The 11472-nt window shown below is 67.7% G+C and carries 9 protein-coding genes; 2 read left to right on the top strand and 7 right to left on the bottom strand.

The window, feature by feature from the left end:
• Positions 1-171: 171 nt before the first annotated feature.
• From Vqi01_RS29175 to Vqi01_RS29165, 3 genes are all read right to left on the bottom strand, one after another.
• Complete coding sequence (locus Vqi01_RS29175; protein ID WP_204038360.1) at positions 172-2325, bottom strand: APC family permease; 2154 nt, start codon at positions 2323-2325, stop codon at positions 172-174.
• Positions 2326-2577: 252 nt separating this feature from the next.
• Entirely contained in the window at positions 2578-4254 is a 1677-nt protein-coding gene (locus Vqi01_RS29170) for a family 43 glycosylhydrolase (RefSeq protein WP_204038359.1), read from the bottom strand.
• A 788-nt stretch (positions 4255-5042) separates the two neighbouring features.
• Positions 5043-5201: a hypothetical protein gene (locus Vqi01_RS29165; protein ID WP_204038358.1), complete on the bottom strand. Its 159-nt coding sequence runs from the start codon at positions 5199-5201 to the stop codon at positions 5043-5045.
• A 288-nt stretch (positions 5202-5489) separates the two neighbouring features.
• On the opposite strand from Vqi01_RS29165, the gene Vqi01_RS29160 reads away from it, so the two are divergent.
• The gene (locus Vqi01_RS29160; protein WP_239098749.1) at positions 5490-6545 is read left to right on the top strand and encodes an ATP-dependent DNA ligase; all 1056 of its coding nucleotides are present in this window, start codon (positions 5490-5492) and stop codon (positions 6543-6545) included.
• Here Vqi01_RS29160 and Vqi01_RS29155 read toward each other — a convergent pair.
• The 4 genes from Vqi01_RS29155 to Vqi01_RS29140 all read right to left on the bottom strand — a co-directional run bounded on the left by Vqi01_RS29155 (position 6510) and on the right by Vqi01_RS29140 (position 10285).
• The gene (locus tag Vqi01_RS29155; RefSeq protein ID WP_204038357.1) at positions 6510-6716 is read right to left on the bottom strand and encodes a hypothetical protein; all 207 of its coding nucleotides are present in this window, start codon (positions 6714-6716) and stop codon (positions 6510-6512) included. The two genes, Vqi01_RS29160 and Vqi01_RS29155, sit on opposite strands and share 36 nt — an antisense overlap.
• A 130-nt stretch (positions 6717-6846) precedes the next feature.
• Positions 6847-8040, bottom strand: coding sequence for an ARPP-2 domain-containing protein (locus Vqi01_RS29150; RefSeq protein ID WP_204038356.1), 1194 nt, complete (start codon positions 8038-8040; stop codon positions 6847-6849).
• On the bottom strand, positions 8037-9464 hold the full coding sequence (locus tag Vqi01_RS29145) for a hypothetical protein (protein WP_204038355.1): 1428 nt from the start codon (positions 9462-9464) through the stop codon (positions 8037-8039). Before Vqi01_RS29145 ends, Vqi01_RS29150 begins: the two co-directional genes overlap by 4 nt.
• A gap of 416 nt (positions 9465-9880) precedes the next feature.
• Complete coding sequence (locus tag Vqi01_RS29140; protein WP_204038354.1) at positions 9881-10285, bottom strand: MerR family transcriptional regulator; 405 nt, start codon at positions 10283-10285, stop codon at positions 9881-9883.
• Between the two features lie 26 nt (positions 10286-10311).
• Here Vqi01_RS29140 and lipP1 point away from each other — a divergent pair, with 26 nt between their 5' ends.
• Entirely contained in the window at positions 10312-11379 is a 1068-nt protein-coding gene (lipP1, locus tag Vqi01_RS29135) for a LipP1 family hormone-sensitive lipase (RefSeq protein WP_204038353.1), read from the top strand.
• The last annotated feature ends 93 nt before the right edge of the window (positions 11380-11472 follow it).

Raw genomic sequence — 11472 nt, 5'->3', positions numbered from 1 at the left:
GGATCGGCTGCTGACCTCTGGCGACAAACAGGCCCGTGGTGGCACCGTTGCGGGTGCCACCACGGGCCTCGTCACGGTCGCGAACTGCGCCGGCACCGCCTGAGTGGACGGTGTGACACCGGCGGCGAGCGTGGGATCAGGACCCTCGAATCCGGTTACGGCGAGCGTCGCTCAGCGGGCCAGGTGGGTGGGCATGCTGGTGACGACGATGCCCGGATGCCGACGCAGGGCCCGACGCAGCCGCTGTTCGGTGCGATAGTGCAGCAAGCGCTGCCAGGGATGGTCGACCACCACATCGGGTACGACGACGGTGAGGGTCAGGTCGGGATGGCTGAGGCGGAGCGCGCTGGCGTACGCGGCGAGCGGCTGGATGATCACGCGGTGCGGCGACAGGATCGTCTCCAGCGGAATGTGGTCGCCCCAGGTGGCCCACTGCGTGCGGAAACGATCGGCCTCCCCCCGCTCGGGACTGACGTGCAGCGCCAGCGCCGGTCGGCCGAGCGAGCCAACGTAGGCGAGGGTACGCAGCGCCGCCTGGTTGAGGCGGGCCACCGGGACGAGGAAGAGATGCCGTACCTGCTGCGGGACGACAGCGGGCGGCTCCTCCTCGGCCGGTGCCAACCGTCGATCGGTGCCCGTCGCGGGGTGCAGGCCGAGGGCGTCCTGAACGTGGTCGTAGTGGCGGCGTACGCGACCGAACATGAAGATCAACAGCGGTACGGCGAGCACCACCACCCAGGCACCGGCGGTGAACTTCGTGACCGCGGCGGTTACCAGCACGACGGCCGACAGCGCGGCGCCGACCCCGTTGATGCTGGCGCGTCGCCGCCAGCCGGGGGCACGGTGGTGCCGCCAGTGGTTGACCATGCCGATCTGGGAGAGCGTGAAGGCGAGGAAGACACCGACCGCGTAGAGCGGAATCAGCGAATGCGTACGACCACCGAACGCGACGAGGATCACCGCGGCGGCCACCGCGAGCGCGATCAGCCCGTTGCTCAGCGCCAGTCGGTCGCCCAGATGCAGGAAGCGGCGGGGCACGTAGCCGTCCCGGGCCATGAAATACAGCAGACGCGGCAGGTCGTTGAAGGCGGTGTTCGCCGCGAGAAGCAGCACGAGCGCCGTGGCGACCTGGATGATCGCGTACCAGGGACCGGTGGGGAAGGTCAGCCGGGCGAGTTGTGACAGCAGGGTCTGGTCGGCACGGGGCACCAGACCGTTGAAGTGGATCAGCAGGGTCAGGCCGGCGAAGAGCACGATCAGGATGCCGACCATCCAGGTGAGCACGGTGCGGGCGTTGCGCCACTCGGTGGGGCGGAAGACCGGTACCGCGTTGGAAACCGCCTCGATGCCGGTCATCGAGGTCGCGCCGGAGGCGAACGCCCGCAGCACGACCAGCAGGCTGAGCCCTTCCGCCGCGGGGATCGGCGGTGGGGCGACGACGGCGAAACCCCCGGCAGCGGCCCGGACGAACCCGGCAGCGATCAGCCCGAGGACGGCGGCGAGAAAGAGGTACGTGGGCGCGGCGAAGACGTTTCCGGCCACCCGGATGCCACGGAGGTTGCCGGTCAGCAGCACACCGATGACCGCCAGTGCGAACGGCACGCTGTACGGGGCGAGGGAAGGCAGCGCCGAGGTGATCGCGGCGACGCCGGCCGACACCGAGACCGACACCGTGAGCACGTAGTCGAGGGTCAGCCCGGCCGCTGCGGCCAGGCCCGCGCGTGGCCCCAGGCTGTCGCTGGCCACCAGGTACGACCCGGCGCCGTGCGGATAGGCGTAGACGGTCTGCCGGTACGACGTGCCGACGGCGATCATCAGCACGACCAGGGCCGCCGCGATCGGCAACGACAGCCCGAGGGCGCCGCTGCCGGCCAGGACCAGCACGACCAACATCGCCTCCGGCCCGTACGCCACCGAGGAGAGCAGGTCGGAGGCGAGTACGGGCAGTGCGATGAACTTCGGCATCCGCTCGCGCAGGATCGACTCGCTGGTCAGTGGCCGTCCGAGCAGCAGCCGACGCAGTCCGCCGACGGCCCGCCCCTCGGCGGTGTCCTGCCGTTCCGCGGTCGGGGTGACGGTGAGCTGGCCGGCCCCGTCCCGCACGAACAGCATGGCGGGCCGGCCCGCTGCGCCGACCCCGGAGGAGCGGATCTCTCCCGCCTGCGGATCCACCGGCAGAGTTCGTACCGCCTCACCGACCTGCCAGCGCGCGCCGAGCCGGCGCAGCACGCCGAGATCGTCCGGGGACAGCGGCGGCAGCTCGGCGGACGGGCTGAAGGTCGGCGACCCTGCCTCCCGTTCCGGGTTGTGCCCCGACCTTCCCACAGTGCCTCCGCCTCACCCGCGCTGCCAGCCACCACTGACGATTCCAAAAACGCGGTGGCGAGGACGCCGATCGGCGGAAGCCACACCCGCCTGCTCCCGCCGAAGGCTGCTTACTCACTGCCGCACGACGTGGAACCCCCAACCAGGGGTACGAGGTGGCGCCGACCTGAAGCACCATGGGGATCACGAAGAAGGAGCGGGCGAGATCGTTGATCTCGCCCGCTCCCTACTGCTCAGTCTCCGGCAACCCGACTACGGGGTGATCATGCCCTTTGAGGCGACCAGGTGGTAGTTCTCCCCGAATACGTTGAGCTCGTGGACTCCGACCTTCACGTTCTCGGTCGTACCCAGGATCTTCAGCCTGACTGCGTTCGTCAGCACCCGGTCGAAGGTGACGTAGTCAGCCGTGTACGCGGTGGTGTTCGTGCTCCTGTCGACCAGCGTCCGCCACGTGTTGGTGGGGATGTCCTTGTACTCCAGCGTGTACTGCACGGCGTTGTCCTTTGTGAACGCCCGCCCGAGCTCCTTCCACTGGATCTGGGCAGCGGAGATGTGGAAGACGGTCCCGAAGCCCCTGATGTACGTCGGTGCGTCGTCGTTGTCAGCCGGCTCCCACCAGGTGGACAGAGAGCGGTCCCCTCCGTAGTACGGGTTGCGCCCGGGGGCATAGCTGCTCGCCCAGTAGGCCTGGCTGTTGGTGGCCACGTTGTAGAGCCCGACGTCGTCCCTGCCATCGATCGTCTTGCCGGGGGCCAGTTGCGGCGTGTTGGACAACTCGCAATCGATTGCTCCCTTTTGCGGACCGTTGGGGCGCACGTGGCAGATGTCCATTCCCAGTCGCCGCTCGAAGAACTCCTCGTATGCGATGACGTAGGTGTAGAAGAACACCAGGTTACCGGAATTGTCGAGTACGAAACTGCCGTGCCCGGCGTTCGGATATACCGAACTTGGGTGGTTGTTACCGTAGCCGATTGGGTTCTGCTGCGTTTCCTTGAACCCTGAAAGCGGTTTGTCCGACGTCATGACCCCCGTCGCGTAGGTGGTGTACTCGGTGCCACCGGACGCGACCGAGAGGTAATACGTCTTCCCCACCTTGAACAGCTGCGCACCCTCCACGTACCCATGCGTGTAGGTAGCCTTGTTGTCACCGATGTGCTGCCACTCCTGGCGCGGGTCAAAAGTCCAGAGCACGACCGGGTCGCTGATGAGCTGCCGAGGATTGTTCGGGTCGAGTTCGGCGCCCATGATCGGCGAGCCGATGTTGTACGTCAGGTACAGCCGGCCGTCCGTGTCAAGGAAGAACTGCACGTCGCCGACGCTCAGGATCTGGCCGTTCTGGCGCAGGAAGCTCCCCATGCTGGTCCACGGCCCAGTAGGCGAGTCCGCTTGATAGACCGGCGTGTTGTTGCCGGCCATGTAGAACTTGCTGCCGATCTGCACGACGGTTGGTGCTACCACGCCCAGGTTCATCTCATGGGGCGTCCAGGTGAGGTAGTCGGTGGTGGACCAGACAGTGCGGTTGTTGTTCGGCGCGCTCTGCATGGCACCGGATGCGTAGAGATAGATGGTCCCGTCCACGTTCACCGCGGACCAGTCGGCCCCGGTCCGTGCGGAGTTCTCCGAAATCCTGGTGAAACCGACGGTGGATCGGCTCGCGAGAGTCCGCCCGGACGCCGCCGTCCACGTTTCCAGATTCAAGCTGGCTGGAATTTGCGATGTGTTTGCAACATTCGCGTCCGTGGGCGGCATCGTCCCTACGATGTTGCGCACCGCCATCCCGGGCAGATTGATTGGGTTCACGTATGTCTGCGACATGTCGACGCCGCTCAGCGGCACCTTGGCGGACGGGGTTTGGGGCCCGAGGCCGGGCGCCCCCGGCTGCGCGGGCTTCTCCGCCGAGGCTGGCGCGATCGGCGTCAATTGGCCCACCCCTACTCCTACCGCGAGAGCAAGGCCAATAGCCGCTAAACTCCGTCGCTTTCCAGCGGTTCTCTCGATAGCCATCAGGTCTTAACCTTCCGTCTTGGCTTGGTTAACGCTAACAATAGGGCGGAAGTGTCCGAATTTTCGGTATAGCTAGCCCATTGCGGCTAGTTGGTGGTGAGGCGAACTTCGGAGGGATCACAAAGGTGCAGGAGGCGGACTTCCCGCGTACACGTCCACTTTGGCTCAGGCTCGTCTGGTGTGGAGCCAATGACCAAGCTTCCCTGTTAGCGTTAACAATCTTGCGGGGGATGCTAACGCTGCAATCTGGAGTGTGTCAAGAACCTGAATGCCACCTGGCACCACTTGATCGGGGTGGTGCGGGCGTTGGGTGGTCACGCCGGGTGCTGGTGCGGCACTCGGCTGGGGCATGCGCCGTGACCGCTGCCGCCGCAGCCGGGATGGTCGCCGCCGCCGCCCTCTGCGTTGTCGATGGTGTGGTCCTCAACGACCGCGTCAGGCCGACGTCGCCACCAGCAGCCCGCAGGCGGCGACCGTCGCTCTGCCTCGATCCGAAGTGATCGTCCCCCCAGTGGCATCGGTGTCTCGTGACATGGCCGCACTGAAACACCGATCCCCGCCGCCGCGCATCCGTCGGCTAATCAGGACGTTGCCGGATCAGCGGGCACAGGCGTTGGAGCGGACCTGAAAACCGGCGGGCGCGAAGTTCATCTCGCTCGACAGCCGATCACGACGCCACGCCTTGGCGGCCAGTCGTAGGAGTCCTCACCGGGTCAGCGGCGGCTGGATGATCCGCCCGTCATCCGCTCTGCGAATTGCCGCAGCTTCGCCTGTGTGCTCGGCTTGGTTGCCTCGCGCCGCCCACGATCGACCATCTTGCGTCCCTGCGGGCTGCCCAGGAATCCCTTGATCCGTTGGCCGATGGATGCCATGACCTGCCACCTCTCAGTGCTCTGCTGGCCGCGAATTTTCCCGCCCTGCTCAATACCGTCGTACCCGCAGACGCCCTGCTTATCTGCTTCGAGGCGAGCCGGAGGTCGCAAACCCAGTGACAAGAGGCCATCACCGCATGCGTAGTGCCGGGGACCGCTGGGGACCGGTGTGCCGTGCTAGCAGTCCCGAGCGATTCGTTATCGCGGATCTTGGCCCGAGCCGGCCTGGTTCTCGCCGACTCTGAGGTGGGGGGCGGTGATGAGTGGCTGGTGTGGGTGGGGCAAGCGGTGACTTCTGAGCGTGGGGGGATGGGTGCGGCGGGGCCGGTGTTGCGGCGGCCGGTCGCGCCGATGCTGGCGGCGCCGGTGGGTGTGGTGCCCGAAGGGCCGGGTGTCGTGCATGAGCCGAAGTGGGACGGGTGGCGGGTGATTGCCTTTCGTGAGGCGGATCGGGTGTATCTGCAGTCGCGGGCGGGCCGGAATCTGACGACCTACTTTCCGGACGTGACTCGGGCGATCCGTTCGGCGGTGCCGGCGGGTGTGGTGCTCGATGGTGAGTTGGTCGTCTGGGTGCGGGGGCAGACCAGTTTCCCGCTGTTGCAACGCCGGGTCACCGCTGGTCGGGGTCTGTTGCGGCTGGCGTACGAGTATCCGGCTCATGTGGTGTTGTTTGATGTGTTGGCCGACGTTGGCGGTCGGGTGGTCCTCGATCTGCCGTTGGCGCAGCGTCGGGCGCGGTTGGAGCGGCTGGTTGCGGGTGCGCCGGCGGCGTTGCAGGTGACGCCGCAGACGGCGGACATGGCGCAGGTGTCGGAGTGGCTGACGCACTGGACGGCGGTGGGTATCGAGGGTGTGGTGAGCAAGCGTTTGGCTGGCCGGTACCAGCCGGGTCGGCGCGGTTGGTCGAAGTTCCGCAGCCGGATCGTCACTGATGCCGTCATCGGGGGAGTGACCGGCAGCCTGCGCCATCCGGAGAGTCTGCTGCTGGGCCGGTACGACCGGCGGGGGCGGCTGCGTTACACCGGCCGTTCGCATCCGTTGGCTGCCGAGCAGGCGGTGGAGGTCGGCGGGCTGCTGTCGGCGCCGAGGCTGGCCCACCGTGGAACGCAGGCGCATCCGTGGCCGCAGCCCTTGCCCGCCTCCTGGTCGGGGCAGTTCGACCAACCAGAACCGCTACGGTACGTGCCGGTGGAGCCCACCGTCGTGGTGGAGATCGACGCTGATGTGGCGTTCGAGCACCAGCGGTGGCGCCACCGGGTACGTTACGCACGAGCCAGACCCGACATGTCAATCTACGACGTACCGCTGCTACTCGAAGAGAACGACGACACGTCCGAGAACTGATGCGGCGGCGCGGTGGCTGTACAGCGCCAGCTTCTTGACCGGCTTCCGCGTGGTGGCACCGTCGTCGAGCGCGGTCCCGGTGATGCTGTCGGCGGTGCTCGGCTGGCACCCCACGAGCGACAGCGCGAACCCACGGAAGCCGGCCGAATTGATGGAATTCATGTCGATCACGCTTCGTGCGATTGCGCGACCTGCGCTTCTCGATTCCTGACCGATCCGTTCGCCTGCTTCGCCGCCCACGTCGCAGGCACGGACGGCAACCGCCTGCTACCGCGCTCGCGCAGCTGTGTCCGGGTGTAGGTCACTTCGTGGGCCCCGCTTTCGTTGCCCGGCTGCGCAGTTCTCGGGCGCGTGTGCGGCAGGCATCGATGATGTCGGGGCGGAGCAGATGGCCGAAGCCGGCGCGGTCGAGACGTTGGATCAGTGCGTCGCGGTCGGTGCCGAGTGCGGTGGCGGTGGCGTCGAGGTCCCAGTCGTTGGCGGTGAGCTGGGACAGCAGATGCCCACGGCGGGTCTGGGCGGCCGACAGCCGGAACGTTTTGAGGTATGCCAGCTGGCCGGCCTCGTCAGTGATGGTTTCGCCGATGTGGTTCTCGGCTTCGGGGTTGAAGGCGGGCAGGAACCGGGCCAGGGTGAAGCGACCCATCCGTTGTACCGGGGTGACGGTGAGCCGCTCGGCGGCGAGCAGCCCATCGGCCATGAGGGCATGGAAAGCCCTCCAGTCGGCGTCCACCCGGGCCAGTTGGGCGCGCAGGTCGGCGATGCTGGCGATGACAGTGTCGTCGAGGCGGGAGGTGAAGTCGGGTACGGCCGGATACAGATGGGTGTAATGGAACAGCAGTTCGCCGTAGAAGTCCTGCAACAGCGTGGGGTGCAGGGCACGGTAGTCGTCCGGGTGCGGGACGACGAACGCGGCGGCGAGTGCGTCGGCGACGTAGAGCACCATTCCGCACTGGTCGGGGTGGATTTCGAAGACGCGCAGCGCGTCGTCGAGGCCGGCGACGGTGGCGCCGGCGTAGCTGGCTTCCACGCGGGGGGACAGGCCGCGAGTGACGGCGTGGCGGGTCCATTCCTGCCAGGCGATGGGCGGTCCACCGAACTGCAGCGCGAGGTAACCCTCCATGGCCAGGTGCAGCGGCAGGAAACGCAGCCGATGCCGGTCCTCCCGGCGAGCCATGCGGCGGCGCAACGCCAGCCGGATGCCAATGGGAGGGCGAGTGTCGGCGGAGTCGCGTAGCTGGGTGCCGTAGGCGGCGGCCGGGGTGGTGTCGGTGGTCCAGGTCGCGACGAACGCGTGCGGGATGTAGGAAAGGTAAGTCGTGCGAGGTCCTGTGCGGACGATCGACAGTTCGTCGGGGTCGTAGAGGCGGGCGTTCAGGCGCAGATCGGTGATGGGGCTCGGCCGCAGTAGCGGGACGAGACGGATTGCGCCCCACATCTGGGCGGGGCCGACGATCAGCCCGGTCAGGTTGATCCCGTCGGTGGCGGCCGTCACGATACTGCCTCCTCGGCGCTGAGGAACCGCGCGACCCGGTCGGCGAGGTGGCGGCGCAGCTCGTCGAAGCCGGCGCTGCCCGTGGCGAAGCGGGCAAGCTCGACGAGCGCGCCGACGTCCTCGGCGTCGCGGACGCCTACAGTGGCCACACCGGCGGCAAGACGGCGCACGTCGAAGGTGTCGGCGTCGTAGACGGGGTTGAGGTGCACGACGCTCGTTGCCTGGTGGGGATCGAGGCGAGTGCGCCAGACCCGCAACACCTCGGCGGCCTGCCCGGGTGGGTGGTTGTCCCAGCCGTCGGAGACGATGACGACCCGGTCGGGGCGGCGTTCGAGGGCATCGACGATGCGCACGCCCAGCCCCGTGGCACCGATGGGGTGGACCAGCAGCGGGTCGCCGCGGTGGTGCAGCCACAGCCCCGTGAAGTCGGCGGCAAGGGCCTCCAGCAGATAACGAGTGGCCAGAGCGACGGCGAGCGGCCGGCGACGCTTCACCCCGGAGCCGGCGGCGGAGTAGCTGTCGTCGAGGACGGCCACCACCCGGCCCCAGGTGCCTGCCTGTCGGCCCGCCGCTCGGCGCGCGGCGGCCTGAAGCGCGCCGGCCAGCTCGTCGCGACGCCGGGCGCGTTCCGGGCGGGACAACGACAGCGCGTAGATCGCGAGGCGGGTCAGGGGCGCGGTGGCGAGGTCCATGGCAACGGCCTCGACCTTGTGCCGTACGGCGGTCCCCTGCAGCCGCAGCCGTTCACCGCCGGTGAGCTTGGGCGCGATGCCGGACAGGAACCGGGCCCTGTCGATGCCGTGCTGGGCCGCCAATCCCTCGGCGACGGTATACGGCAGCTCGTACAGGGCCCGCTGATCGTAATGGGCGCGTCGCCACGCCTCCAGGATCGGTGTGTCGTAGCGCTTCGGTCGGCGCCAGTCAAACAGCACCGTGCCGACCTCGCCGGGAAGTGGCAGGTGGGCGTGACGGGCAGCGACCGACAGCGATCGGCGGTACTTGATCGCGTCGAACGCCGGGTCGGGTCGGGCTGCCACCCAGTCACGCACGATGACGCGGGTACGCCGGTTGTTCACCCCCAACCGGCGCAACTCGCGAAACACGCCGTACACCCGTTGCGGCGGCAGTGACCGTAGCCGCGCCGCGATCAGTCGCCCCTCCACCGCGCGCTGCTCGCCGCTCGCTTCACGCGCGGTGCGCAGCAGGTTCGTCACGACCATGGCAGCGTTGAGCTCGTTGACGTCCAAGGCCAGGGTCGCGGCATACAGGTCGCGGTAGTTGCCCAGCACGTACTCATGGAGGAAACCCAACGACAGCCGCTGCGTGGCCGCTCCAGAACGGAACTCACGCTGGGCCGTCGAGGCGATCGCGGCGTTGACGAACATGACCACGTCCTCGCACGCGACCCGATCCGCCTGCGACACGACCGCGACCCAACCTTCCATACAGTGACCACGGGGCCGGCCGGGGAATAGGGGCACGAACTGCGAAGCATCGCTTCATAGGCGGGTTCCGGAAGTCGCACCGAAGTCCCGCGGCCGGCCCGGCCACGATACCCATCACGATCAACACGACGCCACGACAAAATGGCCCCAAGCATGTAGAGCGTGGGCTCCAGCAGCCAATCTTGGGCATCTTCTGCCCCCACGGCGGCCTTCCGGGTCCAAGATTCACCGCCCCGGTCACCTGGTCCAACCGCCGACCGACCATGTTCCCCCGCCAGGTGGTAGCCCACCAGACGCCCAGCTCAGCTTCGTGCCGGAACTCGTCGCCCATCACGGCTGGGCATGGCAACGTTGCTGTCGGCGTGAGCCAGGGGCAACAGGCCGGAGGGGGATCCCTACCCTGCTGCGTTTCCCTCCCTGATGTGGGACTTGAACTCGGGACATTCGATAAGCGGGGTGTGGGTGCAGGCGGAGGCGTGCCGGAGGCTGTCGCGCATGCGTGTGAGGCGAGCGATGTCCTGGTCCAGCTCTCGAGCCTTTTCCGTCATCCGCTCGCGCAACTCGGCGTCGCCAGGACTCGCGACGAGGAAACGCGCGATCTGTGCCAAGGTGAACCCGGCAGCTTGTGCACAACCGATGAGCGCGATCCGGTCGATGATGTCAGGGCTGAATGTCCGGCGTAAGCCGTTGCGCCCGCTCGACCGGATCAGCCCACGCCGTTCATAGAACCTGAGCGCCGATGCCGTCATCCCGGTCTGCTCGGCGACCTCGGCGATGTCCAGTTCTGCCGTGCCCGGCACGTCGCAGCTCCTCTTCGATTGGTCAGGTGGGCGCCCTTGACTTGAACCACGGTACAAGTCAGAGGCTGTGGGAACACATCCCGCTCCGGATTGGGAGATCACTCGCCATGCCACTTCACCCCCAGGTCAAGGCACACCTCGATCGGCTTGCTGCCGTCAACTTCGGCAGCCTGCACACCGTCTCGCCTGAGCAGGCGCGCGCCGGGGCCCGCCGCTTGACGGCGGCGTCGGTCGGCGAACCGGAGAAGGTGGCCGAGGTATGCAACCGTGTGGCCGCAACCGAGGCCGGCGAGGTGCCGATGCGCGTCTATCGCCCGATCGGCGTCCCGATGGGCGGCCCAGCGCTTCCCGTCGTGGTTTTCTTTCACGGCGGCGGCTACGTGCTGGGCGACCTGGACTCCCATGACGGCCTCGCCCGCGCGCTCTCCAACGGTTCGCAGAGCGTGGTCGTGTCAGTCGACTACCCCCTGGCACCGGAGAACAAGTTCCCCGCCCCGATCAACGCAGGCTACGCGGCGACCAAGTGGGTCGCCGACAATGCCGGCGAACTATGCGTAGACCCGGCGCGACTCGCCGTTGCCGGCGACAGCGCCGGCGGCAACCTCGCCGCCGTCGTCACCCTGAAGGCACGTGCCGCCGAGCAGCCGCACATCGGATTCCAACTGCTCGTCTACCCAGACCTTGACTTCCGGCGTACGAACCAGTCGATCAGCGAGTTCGCCGGCAAATACGGCAACATCCCCCGGGAGGCCCAGGAGTGGTTCATGAACCACTACATCACCACCGAGGACGACAAGCTCCACCCGTTCGTGTCCCCGCTTTTGCAGCCCGACCTGAGCGGGCTCCCGCCCGCCTTCATCATCACCGCGGAGTACGACGCCCTACGCGACGAGGGCGAGGAGTACGGCCAACGCCTGGCCGCCGCAGGCGTACCAGTGACCGTCAAGCGCTACGACGGGATGATCCACGAGTTCCTGCGCCATCCGTTCGATGACGCAAAAGTCGCCATCGGCGACGCCACGGCCGCCCTCAGGGACTTCTTCGACCCCGTGGCCACCCCAGCGGATCAGGCATGGGCGGAAGACCATCACTGACTGCCATGGTCAGTTTCGCGGCTGGGTCATGTGGCTCACGCGCCGTCGGGGCCCGGCCAAGAGCGGCCGGCAATAGGACGGTGGCCACCTTGG

It is taken from the genome of Micromonospora qiuiae (assembly GCF_016863555.1).
Lineage (GTDB): Bacteria > Actinomycetota > Actinomycetes > Mycobacteriales > Micromonosporaceae > Micromonospora > Micromonospora qiuiae.
Note: the sequence above shows the minus strand (reverse complement) of the source record. Positions and strands in the feature narration are given on the sequence as shown.

Bases quoted from the DNA above. Each gene is read 5' to 3' on its own strand.
- Vqi01_RS29165 (WP_204038358.1), bottom strand. From the start codon at position 5,201: ATGGCATCCATCGGCCAACGGATCAAGGGATTCCTGGGCAGCCCGCAG.